Genomic DNA, 23,717 nt, shown 5'->3' on the forward strand with positions numbered 1-23,717 from the left:
GTCAGAGCTTTTCGGTGAGCTCCGGCACGATCTTGAACAGGTCGCCGACCAGGCCGATGTCCGCCACCTGGAAGATCGGCGCGTCCTCGTCCTTGTTGATCGCGATGATCGTCTTCGAGTCCTTCATGCCGGCAAGGTGCTGGATCGCACCCGAGATGCCGATCGCGACATAGACTTCGGGGGCGACGATCTTGCCGGTCTGGCCGACCTGATAGTCGTTCGGCGCATAGCCCGCGTCCACGGCGGCGCGCGAGGCGCCGACGGCGGCGCCGAGCTTGTCCGCCAGCGGATCGATCTGCGCGTGGAACTGCTCCGACGAGCCGAGCGCGCGGCCGCCCGAGACGATCACTTTGGCGCTGGTCAGCTCCGGACGCTCGGACTTGGCGATCTCGGCACCCGCGAAGGTGGAGAGACCCCTATCTGCACTGGCTCCGCCTTCGCTCGCAACCGCCTCGATCGTGCCGCTGCCGCCGGTCGCCGCCGCCTTGGGGAAGGCGGTGCCGCGCACGGTGATCACCAGCTTCTTGTCGCTGGTCTGCACGGTGGCGATCGCGTTGCCGGCATAGATCGGGCGCGTGAAGGTGTCGGCACCCTCGACCGAGAGGATGTCCGAGATCTGCATCACGTCGAGCGCGGCGGCCACGCGCGGCGCGATGTTCTTGCCCGTGGTGGTCGCCGGGAACAGCACCGCGTCGTGCGAGCCCATCAGCGACACGATCAGCGGCGCGACATTCTCGGCGAGGAAATGCGCATATGCGGCGTCATCGGCGACATGGACCTTGCCCACGCCCTCGATCGCGGCCGCCTGCTTCGCCACGCCGTCGACGCCCTGGCCGGCGACGAGGAGATGGACCTCGCCAAGCTTCGCCGCGGCGGTGACCGCCGAGAGCGTGGCGTCCTTGAGGTTCTGATTGTCGTGCTCGACCCAAACCAGCGTCTTCATTTCGCCACTCCCAGCGCCTTGAGCTTCTCGACCAGCTCGTCGACCGAGCCCACCTTGACGCCGGCCGTGCGCTTGGCCGGCTCGACGACCTTGAGCGTCTTGAGGCGCGGGGCGACATCGACGCCGTAATCCGCGACGGTCTTCTTCGCGACCGGCTTGGACTTGGCCTTCATGATGTTCGGCAGCGTGGCGTAGCGCGGCTCGTTGAGGCGCAGATCGGTGGTGACGATCGCCGGCAGCTTGAGGTCCACCGTCTCGAGGCCGCCATCGACTTCGCGCGTGACCTGCACGCCCTGGCCACCCAGCTCGACCTTCGAGGCGAAGGTGCCCTGGGGCCAGCCGAGCAGCGCGCCCAGCATCTGGCCGGTCTGGTTCGAATCGTCGTCGATCGCCTGCTTGCCCAGGATGATGAGCCCGGGCTGCTCTTCCTCGGCGACCTTGGCGAGCAGCTTGGCGACGGCCAGCGGCTCGACCTCGTCATCGGTCTGGATCAGGATCGCGCGGTCGGCACCCATGGCGCGCGCGGTCAGCAGCACGTCCGACTCCGCCTTGGCGACGCCGATGGTGACCACCACCACTTCGGTCGCCGCGCCCTTTTCCTTCAGGCGCACGGCTTCCTCGATCGCGATCTCGTCGAACGGGTTCATGCTCATCTTGACGTTGGCGAGGTCGACCCCCGTCCCGTCCGCCTTCACCCGCGGCTTCACGTTGTAGTCAAGCACCCGCTTGACCGGCACCAGCACTTTCATCGAAATCCTCTCCATCGCTGGAAGATCGGCAACACCAATCGCTAATGCCCGAGAATCGATTCAAGTCCAGCCCCAAAGCGCCCCCGGCATACCCGATCATCGAAAATGCAGCCTATATCGCCTCGTTACGGTGGCGCGACGAGTTCACCGCAAGTTCAGACGCGAACCTGCATTTTCATGCAGAGAGGAGAGAGGATATGGGGAAGTCCACCACATCGATGCTGGCGATACTGATGGCGATGGCCGCTGCGGCGCCGGCGCTCGCGCAGGAGGCACCGGGCACGGAGAAGAAGGCGCCCGCGACCTCCGCGACTCCGAAGCCGGGCGGGGCGGTTTCGTCGAGCTATGCGCGGTGCGCGCCGGGCCAGCCGATCAAGGGGGTCATAGTGAAGGGCGGCACGAATCCGACCGGGAAGGCCGCCGCGTCCGAGCCCGAGGGCAGTTGCCCCGCGACCGGCGGGGCGGAAGCCGCGGCACCGGCGGCGCGGGACCAGATGCCCTCGCGCCTGTCGATGACGCCGACCACGGCGAAGGCGGCCGCCGAGCCGCCCGCGCCGACGGGCAAGAGCATCAGCGAGAAGGGCGTGGCGGCATCCAAGCCGCATCGCTGACGAAAAAAGGGGCGGAAGAGACCCGGTCTCCTCCGCCCCTTTCTCTATAGGGACCGTCAGCCGGCCGGGTCGCTCAGGCGGCGACCTTCTTGACCTCGGCCACGATCTTCTGCGCGGCATCGCCCAGGTCGTTGGCAGGGACGATCGCCAGGCCCGAATTGGCCAGGATGTCCTTGCCTTCCTGCACGTTGGTGCCCTCGAGGCGGACGACCAGCGGCACCGAGAGGTTCACTTCCTTCGCCGCGGCGACGATGCCCTCGGCAATGATGTCGCAGCGCATGATGCCGCCGAAGATGTTGACCAGGATGCCCTTCACGGCCGGATCGCTCAGGATGATCTTGAACGCCGCGGTCACCTTCTCCTTGTTGGCGCCGCCGCCGACGTCGAGGAAGTTGGCCGGGAACATGCCGTTGAGCTTGATGATGTCCATCGTCGCCATCGCCAGGCCGGCGCCGTTGACCATGCAGCCGATATCGCCGTCGAGCTTGATATAGGCGAGGTCGTACTTCGAGGCCTCGAGCTCCATCGGATCCTCTTCGCTCTCGTCGCGCAGCTCGGCCAGGTCCTTGTGGCGGAACATCGCGTTCGAATCGAAGCCGACCTTGGCGTCGAGGACGAGAAGGTTGCCCTGCTCGGTCAGCGCCAGCGGATTGACTTCGATCTGCGCGGCATCGGTGCCCTGGAAGGCGGCGAAGAGCGCGGCGGCGACCTTGGCGGCCTGCTTGCCCTGGTCGCCGGTCAGGCCCAGCGCCGCGGCGACGGCGCGGCCGTGATGCGGCATGAAGCCGGTCGCCGGATCGACGTCGAAGGTGTGGATCTTCTCGGGCGTCGAATGGGCGACTTCCTCGATGTCCATGCCGCCTTCGGTCGAGACGACGAAGGCGATGCGGCCGGTGACGCGATCGACGAGCAGCGCCAGGTAGAATTCCTTGGCGATGTCGGCGCCGTCGGTGATGTAGAGGCGGTTGACCTGCTTGCCGTGCTCGCCCGTCTGGATCGTCACCAGCGTGTTGCCGAGCATCTCGTGCGCGGCCTCGCGCACCTCGGCCTCGCTGCGGGCGAGGCGGACGCCGCCCTTGGCCTCGGGCGGAAGCTCCTTGAACTTGCCCTTGCCGCGACCGCCGGCATGGATCTGCGCCTTCACGACATAGAGCGGCCCGGGTAGCTTGTTCATCGCCTCGACCGCCTGCTCGACGGTGAAGGCCGCATAGCCGGCGGCGATCGGCGCGCCGAACTTGGCGAGCAGTTCCTTGGCCTGATATTCGTGGATGTTCATGGGAGCGCGCCCTCGTCATTTGTGGCGGGAAGGGGTTTGCGCGAGCCTTAAGCACGGCGCGCGCGCGAATCCAAATCTTTTCGGCGTAAATGAGATTGCGACGTATTTGCAAGAAGACCTGATGCTTCGTCGTGCCTGACTTGTCCGGCGATTGTCCGCAAAGACCACAACCCCTCTCCCGTCATCCCCGCGCAGGCGGGAATCCCGGGGAGCCAGCGACGATCGAAGCAATCCCGGTCGAGGCTGCCGGAAAAGGCACCACGGGCCGCATCGCCGTCGCGACCGGCCCTGGATCGCCGCCTGCGCGGGGATGACGGAGGGGTGTTTGCTCCAGAGGACAAGTGCCAAGCAGGTCCGGGATGAGGGAAAGGGCCGACCCGGCGACTCGCATACGCCGGCTGACGGATCGCGTGCGAGCGCCTATCTACACCACATGCCCCCCTGGCTCGGCCCCTTGCTGTTCCTCGCCACCATCGCCGCGATGGAAGGCTTTGCCTGGGCGATGCACCGCTGGGTGATGCACGGGCCCGGCTGGTTCCTCCACGCCAGCCATCATCGGCCGCGCACGGGTCCGTTCGAGTGGAACGACCTCTATGCCGTGATCTTCGCCATGCCTTCGATCCTGTTCCTGTACGGCGGCGTGCAGGCGGGCTGGTGGCCGGGCTTTGCCTGGATCGGGGCGGGGATCGCCGGCTATGGCGCGATCTATTTCGGCTTCCACGACGTGATCGTCCACCAGCGGATCCGCCATCGCCACGTCCCGCGATCGCGCTACATGAAGCGAATCGTCCAGGCGCACCGGCTGCATCATGCGGTCGAATCCAAGCATGGCGCGGTCAGCTTCGGTTTTCTCTGGGCGCCGCCCGCCGACGAACTGAAGCGCCAGCTCAAGGTCAACGCCGGTTTGGCCCGCTTCCGCGCCAACCCGGATTGACGCGGCCCCCGGCGCCGGACACATGCTTTGCGCCATGGAGCATCTGAATCTCTCCGAGTCCGAGTGGCGCAAGCGCCTGAGCCCGGAACAGTTTCACGTGCTGCGCGAAGCCGGCACCGAGCGGGCCTTTTCCGGCCACTATACCGACAACAAGGCAGACGGCCTCTATCTGTGCGCCGGCTGCAAGCTCGAGCTGTTCGACAGCGCCGACAAGTTCGACTCGGGCTCGGGCTGGCCCAGCTTCACGCGGCCGATCGATCCGGAGAACGTCACCGAGCACGCCGATACCAGCCATGGCATGCGCCGGGTCGAGCTGCGCTGCGCGCGCTGCGACGGGCACCAGGGCCATGTCTTCCCCGACGGGCCGCCGCCGGCGGGCCTGCGCTACTGCATCAACTCGGTCAGCCTCGATTTCCGTTCACGTGGCGGCAACCAGAATGCCGCTACCAGCGAACCGAGCGGCGCCTGATCCTTGTGAGCAGGCCGAATAGGGCTTAATCGCACTCCCCCGATGCCATCGAAGAATTTGCCCACCGTGATCCGCACGCCCAAATGGCGTGACCTCTCCTTTTGGAAGCGAATCGCTTTCTGGACGCTGGTGAGCGGCGGCGGCCTGGCGCTGCTCGCCTTCATCGCGCTGCTGATCGCGGTCTATTCGACCAAGTCGACGCTGCCGAGCTTCGACGAGCTCAAATCCTCGCCCAACGGCCAGATGATCCGCGTCCATGCCGCGGACGGCACCGTGCTGGTGTCGCTCGGGCCGAGCTATGGCGAATGGATCAAGTACGACCGGATTCCGCAGGTGATGAAGGACGCGATCATCGCCACCGAGGATCGCCGCTTCGAATCGCACTGGGGCGTCGATCCCGTCGGCGTCGCGCGCATCTTCTGGCGGGCCAAGCAGCTGCACGACGAGGGGCGGCGCCTGCAGGGCGGCTCGACGATCACCCAGCAGGTGGCGCGCACCATCTTCCTGTCGAACAAGTACGATCTCGGCCGCAAGGTCCGCGAAGGCGTGATCGCGCTGGCGATGGAGCGGAAGTTCACCAAGGACGAGATCCTCGAGCTCTATCTCAACAAGGTGTATTTCGGCGGCGGCGCCTATGGCATCGACGCCGCGAGCCGGAAATTCTTCGGCCACCCCGCCACCAATCTGAGCCTGGCCGAGGCGGCGGTGATCGCCGGCCTGGTCAAGGCGCCCTCGCATTATTCGCCCACCGCCGATGCCGAGGCCGCGGTCGGCCGCGCCAGCGTGGTGCTCGACCTGATGGCCGAGACCGGCAAGATCACGCAGAGCCAGGCCAAGGCCACCGATCCGCGCACCGTGGCGCTCGCCCCCGAACCCCAGCAGAACAGCGTGCGCTACTTCACCGACTGGGCGCTGCCCCAGCTGGAGGTGCTGATCGACGAGACCGAGGCGCCGCTGGAAGTCTGGACCACGCTCGACCTGTCGATGCAGCGCGCCGCCGACGATGCGATCCGCGCCAACGCGCCGAAGAACGCGCAGGGCGCGCTGGTCAGCCTCGACCGCGACGGCGCGGTGCGCGCGATGGTGGGCGGCAAGGACTATGTGGCGTCCATCTACAATCGCGCGACCCAGGCGACCCGGCAGCCGGGCTCGGCGTTCAAGCTGTTCGTCTATCTCACCGCGCTCGAAGCCGGCCACAAGCCCGACGACATGGTGGTCGACGAGCCGGTGACCATCGCCGGCTGGAGCCCGCGCAACAGCTCGGGCGCGTTCCGCGGCGAGATGAACATCCGCACCGCCTTCGCCTATTCGGTCAACACCATCGCGGCGAAGCTCGGCCAGGAAGTGGGCTTCGGCGCGATCGCCAACATGGCGCGCCGCTTCGGCATCACCACCCCCGTCGACACGCATCCGGCGATGGTGCTCGGCACGTCGGACGTCCGCCTGATCGACATGACCCGCGCCTTCGCCTCGGTGGCGAACAAGGGCGTGGCGGTGACGCCCTATGGCATCACCCGCGTGACCGCGAACGGCGCGGTGATCTACCAGCATGAAGTCGACACCAGCCAGGTCCTGGTCGCGCCCTATGTCGCGGCGCAGATGACCGACCTGATGCAGACCGCGGTGGCTACCGGCACCGGCCGCGCCGCGCAGATCGGCCGCCCGGTCGCCGGCAAGACCGGCACCACCACCTCGAACAAGGACGGCTGGTTCGTCGGCTTCTCCTCGGGCCTCACCACCGGCGTGTGGATGGGCCGCGACGACGCCAAGGTCGTCCCCGGCCTGCAGGGCGGCACCGCCCCGGCACGCGCCTTTCACGATTTCATGGTCAAGGCGGTGGCGCGCCGGCCGGTCGAGCAGTTCGACACCCAGGTGACGCTGCCCGAATATCAGCTCGACGAAGAGAATGCGGCCTATGCCGAGCCGGACAATGGCCTGTTCGTCGATCCGGACGGCAATCCGCTGCCCGAGGATCAGCAGCCGCGCGGGGACGGCACCGAGCAGGCCCAGCCCCAGCATGGCCAGGACGAGCAGCTCGACCAGGACTGGATCGACCGGATGACCGGCCGCAAGGCGCCGGCCCCGGCGCAGCGCGACCAGCGCGATGCCCCGCGCGACCTCCCCCGCCAGCCGGGCCCGCCGCCGCGGGGCGATGCGCCGCGAGGCGAGCAGCAATAGGCCCGCGCCTCTCTCCCGAGGGGTGGGGAAGGGCCAGGTCGAGAACCCGGGCGAGTATCCGAGACTATATCCGTCATCCCCGCCTGCGCGAGGATGACGGCCGACAGAATATCAAGACCCGCCTATCGCCCGTACCAGTGCAGCCCGGCGCCGTTGCGCTTGAGCCACGCCCGCGCCCGCTCCGGATCGCCTTCATAGAGTTCCGCCACCACCCGGTGGAAAGCCGGCGAATGGTTCATGTGGATCCGGTGGGCGACTTCGTGCGCCACGGTCGCGCGGCGGACATGGCCGGGCGCCAGCAGCAATCGCCAGCTGTAGCGGATCTGGCCCGAGGAAGCGCAGCTCCCCCAGCGCCCGCGCGGATCGCCGATCGATACCTTGGTCACCGTTACGCCCGCGCGCTCGGCATATTCCGCGGTCTCCTCGCTCAGCAGGTCGAGCGCCGCCTGGCGGAGCCAGCGCTCGATGCGCCGCTCCAGCCCCTCGCGCGGGCCGCCGCAGAGCAGCCGGTCACCCGCCAGCCGCGGCGTGCGACCGGCGCCGGGCGCGGGCCAGGCGATCTCCACCTCGGCATCGCCGATCGGAATGCGTGCGCCCGGCGCGAACGGCCGCGCCTCGGGCATCTTCGCCCGTTGCGCCGCGATCCAGCCCTGCTGCTCGCGCGCCCAGTCCATGCCCTTCTTGAGCGAGGCCCGGGGCGGCAGCGTCAGCTTCACCCGGCCCGAGCGGGGATCGACCGAGAGCCGCATCCGCCGCGCCCGGGCGTGACGGACCACCTCGATCTCCGGGTCGCTCAAAGCTCGCGGTCCACCAGATGATGCTCGAAATCCACCACATCGTCCTCGCTCACCGTCCAGCCGCGCGTCGACTGGCCGGCCGCATGGACCGACTCCGGATCGCCGCTCACCAGATAATGCCAATCGGGCAGGGGCTTGCCCTCGCCGCGCAGCCGATAGGCGCAGGTGGAGGGAAGCCATTCGATGTCCCGGACGTTGCGCGCCGTCAGCCGCACGCATTCGGGGACATAGGCATGGCGATGCTTATAGTCCGAGCAGCGCCCCATCCGCCGGTCGAGCAGGCGGCAGGCGACATTGGTCGGCATCAGCTCGCCGGTCTCTTCGTCCTCGAGCTTGTGGATGCAGCACTTTCCACAGCCGTCGCAAAGCGCCTCCCATTGCGCCCGGTCGAGCTTGTCCAGCGGCAGGTCTTCCCAGAATTTCCCGGTCATTTCACCCAATGGTCGAGCTGCTCCACCATGGCCGCAGCATCCTTCTCGATCGGCAGCGACGTGATCGGCTTGCCGTCCTTGTCCATCAGATAGGCAATCTGGCTGTGTCCTACCAGATAGGCGCCGTTCGGGCCGGGCGCCTCCTTCTTGGCATAGACCGCATATTGCTTCTCCACCGCCGCGATCGCCGCCGGGCTGCCGGTGAGGCCGACGACGCGATCGTCGAAATTGCGGACGAACGCGCCGACCACCTTGGGCGTGTCGCGCTCGGGATCGACGGTGATGAAGATCGGCACGATCGCCTTGGCCTTTTCCGGGGCCTGCTTGTCGAGCATCCGCATTGCCTGGCCGATCTTGAGCATGTCGTTCGGGCAGATGTCGGGGCACCAGGTATAGCCGAAATAGACGATGCGGTACTTGCCGGCGAAGTCGCTGTCGCGCACCGGCTTGCCGTCCGGATCGGTCAGCGTGAAGGGACCGCCGATGCGGGCGCCGGCGAGCGGCGGCTCGTCCACGGCGCCGCTGCAGCCCGAGACGATCAGTAGCAAAGGCGCAAGGGCCTGAAAAATCCTGCTCATGGTATCTCCTGCCATGATCTGATAGTCCGGGGCTTGCAAGCACTGCCGCTATGGGGTTTGGGCAAGACATGATCGTTCGCGTATTGGGCGCCGCCGGCGCCGCCCTGCTGATGCTCGCCGCCGCGCCCGCATCGGCCCAGCAATTCTCCGACAGCTACAATTTCCTCAATGCCATCCGCGAGACGGACGGCACCAAGGTGAACAAGTATCTGGAGAACAAGTCGCTCCGCATCGTCAACGCCAAGGATCGCTCGACCGGCGAAGGCGCGCTGCACATCGTGACGCGACGCAGCGACTCGACCTATCTGCGCGTGCTGCTCCAGCAGGACGACATCAATCCGAACCTGCAGGACAATCGCGGCAATACCCCGCTGATCATCGCCGCCGAGCGTGGCTGGGGCGACGGCGTGCAGATCCTGCTCAAATACGGCGCCAATGTGAACACCGCCAACACCAGCGGCGAGACGCCGCTGATCCGCGCCGTCCAGGTCCATGACATCGACGTCGCCCGCCAGCTGCTCGCGGCGGGTGCCAATCCGGACCGAACCGACAATGTCACCGGCAAGTCGGCGCGCGACTATGCCCGTGACGAGACGCGCTATCCGCAGATCGCCAAGCTGCTCGCCGAAGCGCCCAAGGGCGGCAAGTCGAGCGGCAGCGCGGCGCCGGCCGGCCCGAAGCTCTAGAAAGCCGCTTCCGCGTCGGGATCGAGGATCTGGATGACCCGGCGCGCGGCGCGCCGGGCAAAGGCCAGCGTGCATTTCCGGCGCGTCGGCGCGGGCAGGGGGAATGTCGCCGCCTCGCGCATCACCGCCGCATCGTAGCGATCGGCGACGATCAGCCCGGCACGCCCGGGCAGGAAACCCTCCTGCTCGAAGGGCCTGAGGTCGAACCCCTCGGGCACCGCCCAGAAGAAGCGGTCGCAATGGGCGAGATAATCGGTCCATTTCCCGTCGGCGAGCAGATCGGCGCGCGACACCTTGATCTCGACGATGACGATGTTGCCACGCGAATCGATCGCCATCAGGTCGGCGCGGCGGCCGCCGTCCAGCGGCACCTCGGCGAGGGCGACGCAATCATGGCGAAGGAGCAGCCGAGTGACGCCGCGCGCGACATCGGCGGCGATCAAGGGCCCATCGGGCTGCGGGTCTTCCTGAATCGAAACGGCCGGGGAAGTCATCCCCGACCGTCTAGAACATTAGGCGAACGCAGGGAAGCCCGCGACTCGCTCAGCGATAGAAGACATGGTTGCCGACGGAGCCCACGCGCGCGCGCTTCCAGCTCGGCTTCACATAGCGAGCATGGAAATAGAGCGCCTCGGGCACCGGCGAATCCCATTGATCCTTCATCGCGACCTGGGCCACGGCGAGCGCTTTCTTCCACTGGCCATTGGCCGGCGGAGTCGGCAGCTTGCCGCCGCGCACGAAGGAGAACTGGCCGCGCTGAGTCACCACGCCGCAGACCGAGCGCGGAAAGCGGCCCGATTCGGTGCGGTTGAGGATCACGTCGGCCACGGCGAGCTGGCCGGCGAGCGGCTCGCTCTTCGCCTCGTAATAGACGCTCACGGCAAGGCAGTTGAGCTCGCTGTCGAGCGACGCGGGCGCATCCTGGGCGGCCACGGCTTCGGAGAGCGAGTCGAAATCTTCGTCGTCCGCATCCGCATTGGGGATCGGCTGGACGATCTCGGTCTTTTCCTGGATCGGAGTCGGCGCGGCCTGCGGGGCCGGCATGGGAACCTGCTGGAGGTTCTGGACGTTGACCTGCTGAACCGGCACATCCTGCGCGTTCGGGGTCACGTCGATCGTGGCGGCATTCGCAAGTGCGCCAGCGCAAAAAGTCACGGCCGCGAAGCCCGCGGCGCGATGGAGGAACTTCATTAGGCTTCGTTGCTGTGCGGTTGGTGCGCGGCCGGCCCTTCTTATCTAGTGGGCCGCCGGGCTTCCCCCCCGACTGCGTAACCTGCCGACTTCACACCCCGGCAGACACAACGCGATTGATAGTAGGCGCCGCCTTTCGCCGGGCGCGCCCTGCATGTCAATTCATTGCGATCGTTTCAGCGGCGAAGCGTTCCCCATCCACGATATCCAGTTCGACCACCCAGAGGTCGGAATCGCGTTCGCGGCGCCGCCGCCAATAGGCGGTGACCTCGCCCTCGTCGGCGAATTCGCGCGGGCCGGAGGCGATCAGCGCGGGGTTCCCGTCCGGCCCCAGCCCGCGCTCGACGAAGCGCGGATTGGCCCCGCGATCGACCAGCAGGAGCAGCACCGCACCGGCGGTCGCATCGCCCCGGGCCAGCACCATCGCGCCCCCGCCGGCGCCCTCGGCACGGCGGATCAGCGCGTTGACGAGCGTGCCGGTGGCGATCCGCGCCATCAACCCTGGCGATATCCGGGCAACGAAGCGAGCGGGATGCGCGAGCGCATGAACGTGCCCGTGCCGCGCGCCGCTTCCTCGCCGGTCGCATCGATCAGCCGCGCCTCGCCGACGAACACGCGCCGCTGCCCGCTCACCCAGCGCCCCTCCGCGACCACCGGCCCCGGGCCGAGCGGCTTGGTGAGCAGCAGGTTGAACTGGGTGGTCAGCACGAAGCGATCGGTGACGAGGCTGTTCACCGCATAGAAGGCGGCATCGTCGAGCATCTTGAAATAGCTCGTGCCGTGCGCCGCGCCCGCCGCATGGAAATAGCGCTCGTCGATCGTGAAGCGAATGCGCGCGACGCCGCCTTCCGGAATCTCGAGCTCGGACTCGAACAGCCGGTTGATCGGCGCCGCGGCATAAAGGGATTCGAGCGCACGGAAATGCGCCTCCGCCCCGATCGGCTCCTCAGGCTGCGTCACGCGCCTCCACGCCCGCAAGCAGCGCATAGAGCGCATCGCGCGATCCGGCGCCGCGCAGCTTGGCGGCGATTGCCTTGTCGCGCAGGCAACGCGAGACACAGGCCAGCGCCTTCAGATGCTCGGCACCCGCACCCACCGGCGAGAGCAGCATGAAGACGAGATCGACGGGCAGCTCGTCCACCGCGCCGAAATCGACCGGCTTGTCCAGCCGCACGAACACGCCGCACACGCGGCGGATGGCGTCGAGCTTGCCATGCGGAATGGCGATGCCGGCGCCGAAGCCGGTCGATCCCAGCTTCTCGCGCTCGGCAAGGGTTTCGGAAACGGCGCGCGCGTCGAGGCCATAGGCCTCCGCCGCGGCGGCCCCCAGCGCTGCGAACAGCGCCTTCTTGCTGGCAACACTCACGCCGGAGAGCACTGCCTCCGGCACGAGCAATTCAGTGATGGTCGTCATCGATATTCCAGTTGAGGTCCGCCCCCCGGGGCCTGCCTTAATACTCAGGCGGCGCGATTGGGTTCCACCCATCCGATCGTCCCGTCGCCGCGCCGATAGACCATGTTATGGGCACCTGTCGCGCTATTTCGGAAAAGCAGCGCATTGGTGTTCCGTAGATCGAGCATCATCACCGCATCCGAAACCGTGGCATCGGGCACGTCCACCCGGGTCTCCGCGATGATCAGCGGCGCATCGACCGGCTCGTCCTCGTCCACCGTCTCCTGAAACAGCGTGTAGCCGGCGTTGTTGTCATAGGCGCCGTTCTCGGCGAACGCATTGACCACGCCGTTCTGGCGGTCCTTCAGCCGGCGCGTATAGCGGCGCAGCTGCTTGTCGATCCGGTCGGCCGCACCGTCAAAGGCGCCATGCGCCTCCATGCCCTTGTTCGTCGCCTTGAGGACCAGGCCCTGGGTGACGTGCATCACGATATCGCAGGTGAACCCATTGTCGTGCGGTCCCTTGCCGAAGGTCGCCTGGGACGAGATCGCGCGGGAGAAATACTTGCCCGCAATCCCCTGGAGCCGTTCGTTGACCTGCGCCTTGAGCGCGGCGCCCGTCTCGACCTGATGCCCAGAAACCCGGATGTCCATTGTTCACCTCCACTTTGTACCGAGGACCCGTACTGGGGTGGGTCCGAGCCGATTGACCGCCGGCGATCGCCGGGAGTCAACTGGCCGGGGCGGTGCCCCAGAGCGGGTCCTCCATCTTAGAGAGAAAGGCCGCGTGGCGTTCGAGTTCCGCCGCGCTGGCCGTAAATTGCCGGGCCGGGCGCGCATGCACGCGCGACGGCGCCTCGACCATGGTCTCGCGCACCACCGGCGCGTCCACCGCCAGGCCCAGCGTGATCTGCCGCCCGCCGGTAAGCTCGACATAGACCTGGGCCAGCAGCGAGGCGTCGATCAGCGCGCCGTGCAGCGTGCGCTGGGTGAGATCGATGCCGTAGCGAGTGCACAGCGCATCGAGCGTGTGCTTGGCGCCCGGATGCTTGACACGCGCGATCGCCAGCGTGTCGACCATGCGGCCCAGGTCGACGATCGGCCGGCCGCTGCGGGTCAGCTCGCCATTGATGAAGCCGAAGTCGAAATTGGCGTTGTGCGCGATCATCGGGCTGTCGCCGATGAACTCGAGCATGTCCTCGACCACATCCTCGAACAGCGGCTTGTCCGAGAGGAACACGTCCGACAGGCCGTGGACGTTGAACGCCTCGATCGGCATCGGGCGCTGGGGATTGATATAGGCGTGGTAGGTGCGGCCGGTCATGACGCGGTTGACCAGCTCGACGCATCCGATCTCGACCAGCCGGTCGCCACCCGAGAAGCTGAGCCCGGTGGTTTCGGTGTCGAACACGATTTCACGCATTGGGACCTTATCCTCCCACGCGGCCCGCTAGGCAAGCGATGACATCACGGACCACCGCGCGCGTCTCCCCGATCGGCACGCCGGTGGGGATGACGAAATCGGCGCGCGCGCGCTTTTCCGAGTCGGGCAGCTGGCGGGCAAGGATCGCCTCGAACCGGGCCTCGGTCATGCCCGGGCGGGCGAGCACCCGTTCGCGCTGCACATCGGCGGGCGCGGAGGCCACGGCGATCCTGTCGACCTGCTCCCATCCACCCGCTTCGAACAGCAGGGGTATGTCGAGCACCACCAGCGGCGCATCGCGATTCGCCTGGAGAAACGCCTCGCGCATCTCGGCCACGGCGGGATGGAGGATCGCCTCCAACCGGGCAAAGGCACCGGGATCGGCCGTCACCGCCTCGCGCAGCAGCGCGCGGTCGACTCCGAGATCGCCGGTGGTGCCGGGAAACGCCGCCTCGATCGCGGCGAGCGCGCCGCCGCCCGGCCCCTGGAGCCGATGGACCTCCACATCGGCATCGAACACCGGCACGCCGTCTTCCGCGAACATCGCCGCCACGGTCGACTTGCCCATGCCGATCGACCCGGTGAGGCCCAGGATGATCGGGCGCGTGCTCATTTCAGCAGCAGCGCGCGCAGTTCCTCGTCGCGGTCGCGCGGCGGTTCGGCACCGAAGAACAGCTCGAAGGCAAGCGCGGCCTGGCCGACCAGCATCTCGAGCCCGTCCACCGTGTCGAGATCGCGGTCGCGGGCCTGGGCAAGCAGGTCGGTCTCGAGCGGGGCATAGACCGCGTCATAGACCACGGCGTCGGCGGGCAGCGGCGCCAGGTCGATCTCGAGCGGTGGCTGGCCGACCATGCCGAGCGCACTGGCGTTCACCAGCAAGGTGGCGGGGGGCAGCTTGGCGGTGAGCGGCAGCGCCTCGCCCTTGATCCCGAAGCCGGAAAGCAGGGCCGCGCCCTTGAGCACATTGCGGTTGAGCAGAGTCACCCGGCCGATGCCGACCTTGGACAGTGCGAACAGGATCGCCCGCGCCGCGCCGCCCGCGCCGATCACCACCGCGTGCCTGCCCTCGAGATCCAGGCCCGCGATCGGCGCATAGAAGCCGCCGGCATCGGTGTTGGTGCCGATCAGCGCGCCATCCTCGGCGCGCACCACCGTGTTGATCGCGCCGATCGACTGGCGGATCCCGCCGCGATCCTCGACGAACTCCAGCGCCGCCTGCTTGTGGGGCAGGGTGATGTTGCAGCCGCGCCAGTCGGGATCCGCCCTGCGCGCCTTGAAATAACCCGCCAGCTCCTCGGGCTTCACATGGGCTCGGCGATATTCGGCCGCGATGCCGAGCTGCGCCAGCCAGAAGCCGTGGATCAGCGGCGATTTGGACTGGGCGATGGGGTCGCCGATCACCTCGGCATAGGCTGTCATGACGTCAATATCCCCCGTACGCGCAGATAGTCGAGGATCGGCAGCAGCGGCATGCCGAGGATGGTGAACTGGCTGCCCTCGGTCCGGCTGAACAGCTGGACGCCGGGTCCCTCGATCCGGAAGCAACCGACACAGCCGGCGATCGCTGGCCATTCCATGTCGAGATACTCCTGGATGAATCCTTCCGAGAGCGGCCGGACGTGCAGCCTGGCCCGGTCGACATGGCGCCACACCGCGCGACCGCCCTCGGCGATCACGGCGGCGCTGTAGATGTCGTGCGTCCGGCCAGACATGCGGCGCAAGTGATCCGCCGCCTGCTCGCGGCTCTCCGGCTTGTCGAGCAGCGAACCGTCGGCGAGCGCGACCAGCGAATCGCCGCCCAGCACGAGCCCGGCCGGCACCAGGCCGGAGACCTTGAGCGCCTTGAGCTCGGCCAGCGCATCGGCCAGGTCGCGCGGGAAAATGCCGCCGGCGACCAGCGACTCCTTCGCCGAAGCCTCATCGACCTGTGCCGCCACGGCTTCGTGCGGCACTCCGGCGGCATCGAGCATCGCGCGGCGCGAGGCGCTTTGCGAGGCGAGGATGAACTTCATGACCTTCCCTTTTCGAGCGTCCGTTCGTTGCATAGCTGGATGATCGCCGCCGCGGTCTCCTCGATCGAGCGGCGCGTCACGTCGATCACCGGCCAGCCATTGTCGGCGAACATCCGCCGGGCATAGGCGACTTCGCGCGACACCGAGTCCTGGTCGACATAGCTCGTCTCGGGCGCCTGGTTCAGCGAAAGCAGCCGGTTGCGGCGGATCTGGATCAGCCGGTCGGCACTGGTAGTGAGGCCGACGATCAGCGGATGCTTGAGGTCGAACAGTTCCGGCGGCGGCGGCGATTCGACCACGATCGGGATGTTGGCGGTCTTGTAGCCGCGGTTCGCCAGATAGATCGACGTCGGCGTCTTGGACGAGCGGGAGACGCCGGCGAGCAGGATATCCGCTTCCTCCCAATCCTCGGCGAGCAGCCCGTCATCATGGGCGATGGTGAACTGGATCGCATCGACGCGCGCGAAATAGGCGGCATCCAGGGTATGTTGCCGGCCCGGCCGCGCCTTGGCTTCCTGGCCGAGCAGGTTGGAGAGCGCATGGTTGACCGGATCGAGCGGCGCGATCGCCGGCAATCCCATCGCCCGGCAACGGCTTTCCAGCGTTCGGCGGATCTCGGGGTTCACCAGCGTGTAGAGCACCAGGCCCGGGTTCTGCGCGATTTCCTGCAGGATGCGCTCGAGATGCGCCTCGCTGCGCACCATCGGCCAGAAATGCCGCAGCGTCTCCACATCGTCATATTGGGCGAGCGCCGCCTTGGCGATGTTCTCCAGCGTCTCGCCGGTGGAATCGGAGAGGAGGTGGAGATGAAGGCGCATCAGTGGTCCTTGCGGGAGGCGCGGAGTGCCACGGGGGATGAATCTGTGGAGAACATGCCGCACAGCCACTAGCGCAACCCGGCGCACGAACCAATCGGGCCAGTTCGACGACTCCCGCTGGTGATTCGTCCACATGCCCGTCCCCAGCTTGTGATTCCGATCCACAGCCTGTTGAAAACGGGGACGGCGCCGGCGAATCCGGAGACTCCCGAGAGGCCGGCGGAGTCAATCTGTTGGCAAGTCGCGGACGAATGCATAAGCCCCGGCTTTCACGCCCCAACAGACTCCAACAATTCCTAGATTCTCTTTTAATAGTTTTAGGACCGAGGCCCTGACCGCTCCCCGAACCAAGCCGTTGCTCGAGACGCTGAAGGGCGTCCGACAGGAAGTGCCGCCCCTGTGGCTGATGCGCCAGGCGGGGCGCTATCTGCCTGAATATCGCGCGCTCCGGGCCGAAAAGGGCGGATTCCTCGAACTCGCGCTCGACCCGCAGGCCGCTGCCGAGATCACGCTCCAGCCGATCCGTCGCTTCGGCATGGACGGCGCGATCCTGTTCTCCGACATATTGATGGTGCCGATGGCGCTGGGCCAGAAGCTCTGGTTCGAGACCGGCGAGGGACCGCGGCTGGCACCGACCGTGACGTCCCGCGCGGTCCTGGATGCCCTTGAATCGCGTCCTGAGGCCCTGCAGCCGGTGTACGAGACCGTCCGGCAGGTACGGGCCACCCTCGACCCCCGAGTGACCTTCCTGGGCTTCGCAGGCAGCCCCTGGACCGTCGCCACCTATATGATCGCGGGACAGGGCAGCCGCGAGCAGGCCGAGGCACGCCGGCTCGCCTATGCGGACCCCGGACTCATGCAGGCGCTGGTCGATCGCATCGCGGACTGCACGATCGACTATCTGAACGCCCAGATCGATGCCGGCGTCGAGGCGGTGCAGCTGTTCGACAGCTGGGCCGGCAGCCTTTCGCCCGAGCAGTTCGAGCGCTGGGTGATCGCGCCCACCGCCCGCATCGCGGCCGCGGTGAAGGGCAGGGCGCCAGTGATCGGCTTCCCCAAGGGCGCCGGCGGCAAGCTCCCCGCCTATGCGCGTGAGACCGGCGTGGACGCGATCGGGCTCGACGAGACAGTCGATCCCGTCTGGGCCGATGAGGTGCTGCCCGGGAATCTCCCCGTGCAGGGCAATCTCGATCCGCTCGCGCTGATCGCCGGCGGCGAGACGCTCGATCGCGCGATCGACCGGATTCTTTCGGCCTTTCCAAGCCGCCCGCATGTGTTCAATCTGGGGCACGGCATCCAGCAGGACACGCCGATCGCGCATGTCGAGCGGCTGCTGGCGCGGATCAGGAAAGGGTGATGGCAGCCCGCGAACGGAGGCGAGCATGAGTGGATTCCTGGGCGGGGCCTATCTCTGGGTCAAGGCGTTCCACATCATCTTCGTGATCTTCTGGATGGCCGGGCTGTTCCTGTTGCCGCGCTATCTCGTCCATCACCAGGAGGCGCTGGGCACGCCGGAAGCCGCCGCCTGGGCGAAGCGCGAGGCGCTGCTCCGCCGGATGATCCTCACGCCGTCGATCCTGGTGGTGTGGCTGCTCGGCCTGGCGCTCGCCGCCAATCTCGGGCTGTTCGAAGAGGGGGCCGGGCTCGGCTGGCTGCATGCCAAGTTGTTGATCGTGTTGCTGCTTTCCGGATTCCACGGCTGGGCGGTCGGCTATTCCCGCAAGCTTGCCGGCGGCCATGGACCGATCCCGGCGCGGCGCCTGCGCATGCTCGGCGAGCTGCCCGCGCTGGCGGTGATCCTGATCGTCATCCTGGCGGTCGTGAAGCCTTTCTGACCGCGGACGTAACATAGTTGCGCGAGCCTTCCGTCCCCCGCAAGATGACACCTGCCGCAAAAGCGCATTCCAGACCGCGGAGACCGGTTGACTTGGCCTTGGGCCCTACCTAATTCGGCGTTGTGGTCCGGGTCACCGGGCCATCCCTCCTCCAAGCATCGTTATTCGCGCGCGACCGTACCGCCGACCGACGCTCTCCCCAAGCAATCCAGGCATCCGGACTCCCAATGCATCTCAAGGACCTCAAGAAGAAAGCCCCCGCCGAACTGGTCTCGATGGCCGAGGAGCTCGGCGTCGAGAGCGCTTCGACTTTGCGCAAGCAGGATCTGCTCTTCGCGATCCTCAAGGCACAGGCCGAGCAGGGCGACCAGATCATGGGCGAAGGCACGATCGAAGTGCTGCCCGACGGCTTCGGCTTCCTGCGCAGCCCCGAGGCGAATTATCTCGCCGGGCCCGACGACATCTATGTCTCGCCCAACCAGGTCCGCAAGTTCGGCCTGCGCACCGGCGACACGGTGGAAGGCGAGATCCGCGCGCCCAAGGATGGCGAGCGTTATTTCGCGCTGACCCGCCTGGTCTCGGTCAATTTCGACGACCCGGATGCGGTTCGCCACCGGGTAAATTTCGATAATCTCACTCCGCTCTATCCCGAGCAGAAGCTGACGCTCGACAGCCTCGATCCGACGATCAAGGACAAGTCGGCCCGAGTGATCGACATCGTCGCGCCCCAGGGCAAGGGCCAGCGCGCGCTGATCGTGGCGCCGCCGCGCGTCGGCAAGACCGTGCTGCTCCAGAACATCGCCAAGGCGATCACCGACAATCACCCCGAGGTCTTCCTGATCGTGCTGCTCATCGACGAGCGCCCCGAGGAAGTGACCGACATGCAGCGCAGCGTGAAGGGCGAGGTGATCTCCTCCACCTTCGACGAGCCGGCGCAGCGCCACGTCCAGGTCTCCGAGATGGTGATCGAGAAGGCCAAGCGGCTGGTCGAGCACAAGAAGGACGTGGTGATCCTGCTCGATTCGATCACGCGCCTCGGCCGCGCCTACAACACGGTGGTTCCGTCCTCGGGCAAGGTGCTCACCGGCGGCGTCGACGCGAACGCGCTGCAGCGGCCGAAGCGCTTCTTCGGCGCGGCGCGCAACATCGAGGAAGGCGGCTCGCTCTCGATCATCGCCACCGCGCTGATCGACACCGGCAGCCGCATGGACGAAGTGATCTTCGAAGAGTTCAAGGGCACCGGCAACTCGGAAATCGTCCTCGACCGCAAGGTGGCCGACAAGCGCATTTTCCCGGCGCTCGACGTCGGCAAGTCGGGCACCCGCAAGGAGGAGCTGCTGGTCGACAAGTCCAAGCTCACCAAGATGTGGGTGCTGCGCCGCATCCTGATGCAGATGGGCACCGTCGACGCGATGGAGTTCCTGCTCGACAAGATGAAGGATTCCAAGACCAACGAGGATTTCTTCGACAGCATGAACCAGTGATCGTCCGGACCCCTCCTTTCGGGGAGGGGCGGATGGCGGATCGGGAAAGGCCGGGCATCACGCCCGGCCTTTTCTTTTGCCCGCGTCACGCTAGGGCTTGGCGATGCTCGACTTGCTCTTCAGCGCCGCCGCGGCCGGTATCGGTTCCCCGCTCGAGATCTGGAACCACATCGTCGCCGATTTCTCGAACCTCGGCGATCCGTCCGCGCTCGCCGCCTTCGGCTCGGTGCTGATGATCGACCTGGTGCTGGCGGGCGACAATGCGATCGTCGTCGGCGCGCTCGCCGCGGGCCTGCCGGCGGAACAGCGTCGGAAGGTGATCCTGATCGGCATCGGCGCCGCGCTCCTCCTGCGCATCCTGTTCGCGCTGATCGTCAGCTGGCTGATGGGGATCGTCGGGCTGATCTTCGCCGGCGGGCTGCTGCTGCTCTGGGTGAGCTGGAAATTCTGGCGTGAGATCCGCGAGGGCGGGCCGCATGCCGATGAGGTCGAATCCGGCCTGAAGCCGGCCAGGAGCTTCGCCGCCGCCGCCTGGGCGGTCGCCGTGGCCGATGTCTCGATGAGCCTCGACAATGTCCTCGCCGTGGCCGGCGCCGCGCGCGAGCATCCCGGCATCCTCGTCGTCGGCCTGCTGCTCTCGGTGGCGCTGATGGGCATTGCCGCCAACCTGATCGCCAAGCTGATCAACCGCTATCCGTGGATCGCCTATATCGGCCTCGTCGTGATCGTCTTCGTCGCCTTCCGGATGATCTATGAGGGCTGGGTGGGCACGCACGAGACGCCGGGGATCGTCAGCTTCTTCTGAAGAACGGGCTGGATGTCCTTGCAATGGCCCTGGACATCGCTGCTGGTGATCCTGGCCATGGCAGTGATGTCGCGGGTCGTTGCATTCTTGTTCGGACGGGGGAGGGCGAGCGGGCGTTCATCGCCCAAGCGGCCTTTCGCATATGAAGCCGATCCGCCGATGGCCGCGCACGAGATGCTTGCCGGCTTCTGGGCGCGTGGCGGCGACCGTCCGGTACCCCATGAAGAGGAGGAGGGAGCTGGAGCGCCGCTATGGTATCGTGCTGCCCGCGGACTTTCGCGCCTATCTGCTGCACGTGGCGCCGAAGGAAGATCATTGGGATGATGGGGATGCCATCTGGTGGCCGCCGTCCAGAATCCGGAACATCCCTGAAGAATATCACCAGCGGCTCGAGAACAGGGCCGTTGCGGCCGGCGGCGGAGCGCTGCCTGTTCTTCGCCGATTACATGGTTTGGTGCTGGGCCTGGATCATCTGCTGCGAGGAGGGCGAGGATCATGGCCGGGTCCCCGTTATCGGCGCGGGGGATCGCCGGGTCGCCGACAGCTTCACCGACTTCGTGAAGGCCCATGTCGCCGATTCGATGTCGGTGTGCTGAGGCAATCGCAATTGGCTTGCCTCAGCACATGAATTTCAGTTCCCTACGATAGATTCTTCGCAAAGAACTCGGCCGTCCGCCCATCCGCCAGCTTCGCCGATTCATCCGAGCGGCGCTTGCCGAAGGTATCGGCGAATCCGTGATCCTCGCCCGGATAGTCGAACAGCGTGACCTTGGGATGGTCGTCCAGCCCGGCATGCATCGCCGCCTGCGTCTCGGGATCGACGAAATGATCGGCCTGCGGGATATGGAGCAGCACCGGATGAGCGATGCCGTGCTTCTCGCCGAGCAGATTGTCGATCCCCACGCCATAATAGCCGACGCTCGCATCGCTGTCCGTCCGGGTCGCGGTCATGAATGCCAGGCGGCCGCCCAGGCAGAAGCCCACCACGCCAACCTTGCCGCCGGCGCCGAGCAATGCCCGGGCGCGCCTGATCGTCGCTTCGATGTCGCGGATGCCGGCGTCCTGGTTGAACTTGCCCATCAGGCCCAGCGCCCGCTGGAACTGCTCCGGCACATCGGGATCGAGCTGGATGCCCGGCTCCAGGCGCCAGAACAGGTCGGGCGCAAGGCTCAGATAGCCCTTGGCCGCCCAGTCGTCGCACTTGCGGCGAATGCCCGGGTTCACGCCGAAAATCTCCTGGATCACGATGATCGCCGCACGCGGCGCGCCTTCGGGACGCGCGACATAGGCCTGGAAGCTGCCGCTTCCGTCGATCGTGTCGATGCTGATCATCTCGCTCATGGCAATGTCCTTCCGGCGTGGCGCCGCTCGCGCTCGAGCGGCTGGGATTGATCATCGGGTCCGTATCGGGTCCGGGCCCGCCCGCCTTCGACCCGGGACGGGATCGATGGGCGTTGCGATCACGGCACGGTCGCGCGCATAGATGGGTTCGAACTAGCAGCCACGGTGCTGCCCGCGCAACGGAGACGGCCATGAAGATCAATGTCGAGGTGGATTGCACCCCCGAGGAAGCGCGCCGCGCCATGGGGCTGCCGGACCTCGCCCCGGTGCACGAGCGCTATGTCGCGATGATGGTGGACGCGATCGACAAGCAGGGCAGCCCCGAAGCGTTTCGGGCGATGCTGCAGAGCTGGGCGCCGATGAGCGAGGCCGGCATGGGATTCTGGCGCGCGATGTTCGACGCCGGGAGCAAGACCGAGAAATAATGGACACGATCTACGCGGTCTCCAGCGGCGCGCTTCCCGCCGCGATCGCCGTGCTGCGCGTGAGCGGGCCGCGCGCCTTCGACATGGTGCGCGATTTCGCCGGCGACTTGCCGGCGCCGCGCCGCGCCGTGGTGCGGGCGCTGGCCGATCCCGCCGATGGCGGCCTGCTCGATCGGGCGATCCTCCTCTGCTTCCCGGGCCCGCGCAGCGCGACGGGAGAGGATCTCGCCGAATTCCATCTCCATGGCGGTCGCGCGGTGGTGCGCGCGGTTGAGGCGGCGCTGGCCCGCCGGCCGGGGCTCCGGCCCGCCGAACCGGGCGAGTTCACGCGCCGGGCGCTGCTGCACGGCCGGATCGACCTGAGCGAGGCCGAAGGGCTGGGCGACCTGCTGATGGCCGAGACCGAGGCGCAACGCCGGTCCGCGATCCGATCGGCGGAAGGGGCGGTTCGCCGGGCAGTGGAAGGCTGGACCGATCGGCTGCTGATGCTTGCCGCGCGAGTCGAGGCCGAGCTCGATCACAGCGACGAGGAGGATGCCGCCGACGCCACGCTGCTTCCGGCGATTCGATCCGGTGCCGCGGCGCTGGCGGCGGATATCGCCGCGGTGGCGGATCGGCCGCCGGTCGAGCGGCTGCGGGACGGAATCCGCGTCGTGCTGGCCGGGCCGCCCAATGCCGGCAAGTCGTCGCTGCTCAACGCAATGGCCGGGCGCGACGCGGCGATCGTCTCGCCGATCTCCGGCACTACGCGGGACCGGATCGAAGCGCCGGTGGTGCGCGGCGGCATCGCCTGGCTGTTGATCGACACGGCGGGCCTGGCGGCGCGGCCCGGCGACGAGATCGAGGCGATCGGCATCGCGCGGGCCCAGGCCGCCCAGGCCGAGGCGGACATCCTGTTGTGGCTGGGGGACGATGCACCTCCGGCGCATGACCGCAGCCTCTGGCTCAATCCGCGCGCGGACCTTCCCGGGCGCCCGGTCGCGACGGACCGATTGTCGCAATCATCGCTGACGGGCGAGGGGATGGATGGGCTGTGGGATGCAATGGCGGCGCTTGCCGCCGACATGCTGCCGCCGCCCGACCAGATGGCGCTCAACGCCCGGCAGCGCGCGCTGGCGCAGAACGCCGCCACGGCGCTGCGGGCGGCGGCGGCGGAGGGCGACCTGTTGCTGATCGCCGAGCAGCTGCGCAGCGCGATGCGTGGCTTCGACGCGATCACCGGGCGCGCCGGGGTGGAAGCGATGCTCGACGCGCTGTTCGCCCGCTTCTGCATCGGCAAATGACCCTGTTCCACGTGGAACGGTTTTGACGTGGCCGCGCGCATTCTGTAGCGCGCGGC

Annotated in this window: 30 protein-coding genes; 12 read left to right on the forward strand and 18 right to left on the reverse strand. The window is 67.3% G+C overall.

Annotation, left to right across the window (positions count from 1 at the left end; genetic code table 11):
- Position 1: 1 nt before the first annotated feature.
- Together OMP43_RS00115 and OMP43_RS00120 are read right to left on the reverse strand one after the other, a co-directional pair.
- The gene (locus OMP43_RS00115; protein WP_280277401.1) at positions 2-943 is read right to left on the reverse strand and encodes an electron transfer flavoprotein subunit alpha/FixB family protein; all 942 of its coding nucleotides are present in this window, start codon (positions 941-943) and stop codon (positions 2-4) included.
- Positions 940-1,692 carry an electron transfer flavoprotein subunit beta/FixA family protein gene (locus tag OMP43_RS00120; protein WP_280277403.1) on the reverse strand — a complete coding sequence of 251 codons (753 nt, stop codon included), beginning with the start codon at positions 1,690-1,692 and terminating at the stop codon, positions 940-942. The genes OMP43_RS00115 and OMP43_RS00120 overlap by 4 nt, the downstream gene beginning before the upstream one ends.
- A 197-nt stretch (positions 1,693-1,889) precedes the next feature.
- Between OMP43_RS00120 and OMP43_RS00125 the strand changes: the two genes are divergently transcribed.
- Positions 1,890-2,303, forward strand: a complete 414-nt coding sequence (locus OMP43_RS00125) for a hypothetical protein (protein WP_280277404.1) — start codon at positions 1,890-1,892, stop codon at positions 2,301-2,303.
- A gap of 73 nt (positions 2,304-2,376) precedes the next feature.
- Here the strand turns inward: OMP43_RS00125 and sucC are convergent, their stop codons facing one another.
- Positions 2,377-3,579 carry an ADP-forming succinate--CoA ligase subunit beta gene (gene sucC, locus OMP43_RS00130; RefSeq protein ID WP_280277406.1) on the reverse strand — a complete coding sequence of 401 codons (1,203 nt, stop codon included), beginning with the start codon at positions 3,577-3,579 and terminating at the stop codon, positions 2,377-2,379.
- A 433-nt stretch (positions 3,580-4,012) separates the two neighbouring features.
- Here sucC and OMP43_RS00135 point away from each other — a divergent pair, with 433 nt between their 5' ends.
- From OMP43_RS00135 to OMP43_RS00145, 3 genes are all read left to right on the forward strand, one after another.
- Positions 4,013-4,513 carry a sterol desaturase family protein gene (locus OMP43_RS00135; RefSeq protein WP_280277407.1) on the forward strand — a complete coding sequence of 167 codons (501 nt, stop codon included), beginning with the start codon at positions 4,013-4,015 and terminating at the stop codon, positions 4,511-4,513.
- Positions 4,514-4,547: 34 nt separating this feature from the next.
- Positions 4,548-4,982, forward strand: coding sequence for a peptide-methionine (R)-S-oxide reductase MsrB (gene msrB, locus OMP43_RS00140; protein WP_280277408.1), 435 nt, complete (start codon positions 4,548-4,550; stop codon positions 4,980-4,982).
- 150 nt (positions 4,983-5,132) lie between these two features.
- A complete protein-coding gene (locus tag OMP43_RS00145) occupies positions 5,133-7,160 on the forward strand; it encodes a PBP1A family penicillin-binding protein (protein ID WP_280278077.1) in 2,028 nt (675 codons plus the stop codon).
- 122 nt (positions 7,161-7,282) lie between these two features.
- On the opposite strand, the gene OMP43_RS00150 is transcribed toward OMP43_RS00145, so the two are convergent.
- The 3 genes from OMP43_RS00150 to OMP43_RS00160 are packed head-to-tail and all read right to left on the reverse strand — an operon-like array spanning position 7,283 to position 8,966.
- Positions 7,283-7,957: a SprT family zinc-dependent metalloprotease gene (locus OMP43_RS00150; RefSeq protein ID WP_280277409.1), complete on the reverse strand. Its 675-nt coding sequence runs from the start codon at positions 7,955-7,957 to the stop codon at positions 7,283-7,285.
- The gene (locus OMP43_RS00155; RefSeq protein WP_280277411.1) at positions 7,954-8,388 is read right to left on the reverse strand and encodes a YcgN family cysteine cluster protein; all 435 of its coding nucleotides are present in this window, start codon (positions 8,386-8,388) and stop codon (positions 7,954-7,956) included. Before OMP43_RS00155 ends, OMP43_RS00150 begins: the two co-directional genes overlap by 4 nt.
- Positions 8,385-8,966: an SCO family protein gene (locus tag OMP43_RS00160; RefSeq protein ID WP_280277412.1), complete on the reverse strand. Its 582-nt coding sequence runs from the start codon at positions 8,964-8,966 to the stop codon at positions 8,385-8,387. The genes OMP43_RS00155 and OMP43_RS00160 overlap by 4 nt, the downstream gene beginning before the upstream one ends.
- Before the next feature lie 68 nt (positions 8,967-9,034).
- Here OMP43_RS00160 and OMP43_RS00165 point away from each other — a divergent pair, with 68 nt between their 5' ends.
- The gene (locus OMP43_RS00165) at positions 9,035-9,652 is read left to right on the forward strand and encodes an ankyrin repeat domain-containing protein (RefSeq protein WP_280277413.1); all 618 of its coding nucleotides are present in this window, start codon (positions 9,035-9,037) and stop codon (positions 9,650-9,652) included.
- Here the strand turns inward: OMP43_RS00165 and OMP43_RS00170 are convergent.
- The 11 genes from OMP43_RS00170 to OMP43_RS00220 all read right to left on the reverse strand — a co-directional run bounded on the left by OMP43_RS00170 (position 9,649) and on the right by OMP43_RS00220 (position 16,488).
- Positions 9,649-10,146 carry an MmcB family DNA repair protein gene (locus tag OMP43_RS00170; RefSeq protein ID WP_280277414.1) on the reverse strand — a complete coding sequence of 166 codons (498 nt, stop codon included), beginning with the start codon at positions 10,144-10,146 and terminating at the stop codon, positions 9,649-9,651. The genes OMP43_RS00165 and OMP43_RS00170 overlap by 4 nt on opposite strands.
- 49 nt (positions 10,147-10,195) lie before the next feature.
- Positions 10,196-10,843: a cell wall hydrolase gene (locus OMP43_RS00175; protein ID WP_280277415.1), complete on the reverse strand. Its 648-nt coding sequence runs from the start codon at positions 10,841-10,843 to the stop codon at positions 10,196-10,198.
- Between the two features lie 157 nt (positions 10,844-11,000).
- Entirely contained in the window at positions 11,001-11,339 is a 339-nt protein-coding gene (locus OMP43_RS00180) for a DUF1491 family protein (RefSeq protein WP_348538582.1), read from the reverse strand.
- Positions 11,339-11,803, reverse strand: coding sequence for a PaaI family thioesterase (locus tag OMP43_RS00185; RefSeq protein ID WP_280277418.1), 465 nt, complete (start codon positions 11,801-11,803; stop codon positions 11,339-11,341). Before OMP43_RS00185 ends, OMP43_RS00180 begins: the two co-directional genes overlap by 1 nt.
- Positions 11,790-12,257 carry a PTS sugar transporter subunit IIA gene (locus OMP43_RS00190; protein WP_280277419.1) on the reverse strand — a complete coding sequence of 156 codons (468 nt, stop codon included), beginning with the start codon at positions 12,255-12,257 and terminating at the stop codon, positions 11,790-11,792. The genes OMP43_RS00185 and OMP43_RS00190 overlap by 14 nt, the downstream gene beginning before the upstream one ends.
- 44 nt (positions 12,258-12,301) lie before the next feature.
- Positions 12,302-12,889: a ribosome-associated translation inhibitor RaiA gene (raiA, locus tag OMP43_RS00195; protein WP_086127777.1), complete on the reverse strand. Its 588-nt coding sequence runs from the start codon at positions 12,887-12,889 to the stop codon at positions 12,302-12,304.
- Positions 12,890-12,965: 76 nt separating this feature from the next.
- Positions 12,966-13,658, reverse strand: coding sequence for a DNA polymerase III subunit epsilon (gene dnaQ / locus OMP43_RS00200; RefSeq protein ID WP_280277421.1), 693 nt, complete (start codon positions 13,656-13,658; stop codon positions 12,966-12,968).
- 7 nt (positions 13,659-13,665) lie between these two features.
- The gene (gene coaE / locus OMP43_RS00205) at positions 13,666-14,271 is read right to left on the reverse strand and encodes a dephospho-CoA kinase (protein WP_280277423.1); all 606 of its coding nucleotides are present in this window, start codon (positions 14,269-14,271) and stop codon (positions 13,666-13,668) included.
- Complete coding sequence (aroE, locus tag OMP43_RS00210) at positions 14,268-15,077, reverse strand: shikimate dehydrogenase (protein ID WP_280277424.1); 810 nt, start codon at positions 15,075-15,077, stop codon at positions 14,268-14,270. The genes coaE and aroE overlap by 4 nt, the downstream gene beginning before the upstream one ends.
- Positions 15,074-15,670 (reverse strand): nucleoside triphosphate pyrophosphatase, encoded by a 597-nt coding sequence (locus tag OMP43_RS00215; RefSeq protein ID WP_280277426.1) that lies wholly within the window; start codon positions 15,668-15,670, stop codon positions 15,074-15,076. The genes aroE and OMP43_RS00215 overlap by 4 nt, the downstream gene beginning before the upstream one ends.
- The gene (locus tag OMP43_RS00220; RefSeq protein WP_179187858.1) at positions 15,667-16,488 is read right to left on the reverse strand and encodes a pyruvate, water dikinase regulatory protein; all 822 of its coding nucleotides are present in this window, start codon (positions 16,486-16,488) and stop codon (positions 15,667-15,669) included. Before OMP43_RS00220 ends, OMP43_RS00215 begins: the two co-directional genes overlap by 4 nt.
- Positions 16,489-16,819: 331 nt before the next feature.
- On the opposite strand from OMP43_RS00220, the gene hemE reads away from it, so the two are divergent.
- The 5 genes from hemE to OMP43_RS00245 all read left to right on the forward strand — a co-directional run bounded on the left by hemE (position 16,820) and on the right by OMP43_RS00245 (position 21,208).
- Positions 16,820-17,845 (forward strand): uroporphyrinogen decarboxylase, encoded by a 1,026-nt coding sequence (gene hemE / locus OMP43_RS00225; protein ID WP_280278079.1) that lies wholly within the window; start codon positions 16,820-16,822, stop codon positions 17,843-17,845.
- A gap of 25 nt (positions 17,846-17,870) precedes the next feature.
- On the forward strand, positions 17,871-18,323 hold the full coding sequence (locus tag OMP43_RS00230; RefSeq protein WP_280277427.1) for a CopD family protein: 453 nt from the start codon (positions 17,871-17,873) through the stop codon (positions 18,321-18,323).
- 227 nt (positions 18,324-18,550) lie between these two features.
- Positions 18,551-19,807 (forward strand): transcription termination factor Rho, encoded by a 1,257-nt coding sequence (rho, locus tag OMP43_RS00235; protein ID WP_137862830.1) that lies wholly within the window; start codon positions 18,551-18,553, stop codon positions 19,805-19,807.
- 103 nt (positions 19,808-19,910) lie between these two features.
- A complete protein-coding gene (locus OMP43_RS00240; RefSeq protein ID WP_280277429.1) occupies positions 19,911-20,612 on the forward strand; it encodes a TerC family protein in 702 nt (233 codons plus the stop codon).
- 404 nt (positions 20,613-21,016) lie between these two features.
- A complete protein-coding gene (locus OMP43_RS00245; RefSeq protein ID WP_280277430.1) occupies positions 21,017-21,208 on the forward strand; it encodes a hypothetical protein in 192 nt (63 codons plus the stop codon).
- A 43-nt stretch (positions 21,209-21,251) separates the two neighbouring features.
- Here OMP43_RS00245 and OMP43_RS00250 read toward each other — a convergent pair whose 3' ends face one another.
- Positions 21,252-21,953, reverse strand: a complete 702-nt coding sequence (locus tag OMP43_RS00250; RefSeq protein WP_280277432.1) for a dienelactone hydrolase family protein — start codon at positions 21,951-21,953, stop codon at positions 21,252-21,254.
- A gap of 191 nt (positions 21,954-22,144) precedes the next feature.
- Between OMP43_RS00250 and OMP43_RS00255 the strand changes: the two genes are divergently transcribed.
- Positions 22,145-22,378, forward strand: coding sequence for a DUF6489 family protein (locus OMP43_RS00255; protein WP_086127787.1), 234 nt, complete (start codon positions 22,145-22,147; stop codon positions 22,376-22,378).
- A complete protein-coding gene (gene mnmE, locus OMP43_RS00260; protein WP_280277433.1) occupies positions 22,378-23,661 on the forward strand; it encodes a tRNA uridine-5-carboxymethylaminomethyl(34) synthesis GTPase MnmE in 1,284 nt (427 codons plus the stop codon). Before OMP43_RS00255 ends, mnmE begins: the two co-directional genes overlap by 1 nt.
- Positions 23,662-23,717: the final 56 nt, after the last annotated feature.

This window comes from Sphingomonas sp. CBMAI 2297 (assembly GCF_029870595.1).
Classification (GTDB): Bacteria; Pseudomonadota; Alphaproteobacteria; order Sphingomonadales; family Sphingomonadaceae; genus Sphingomonas.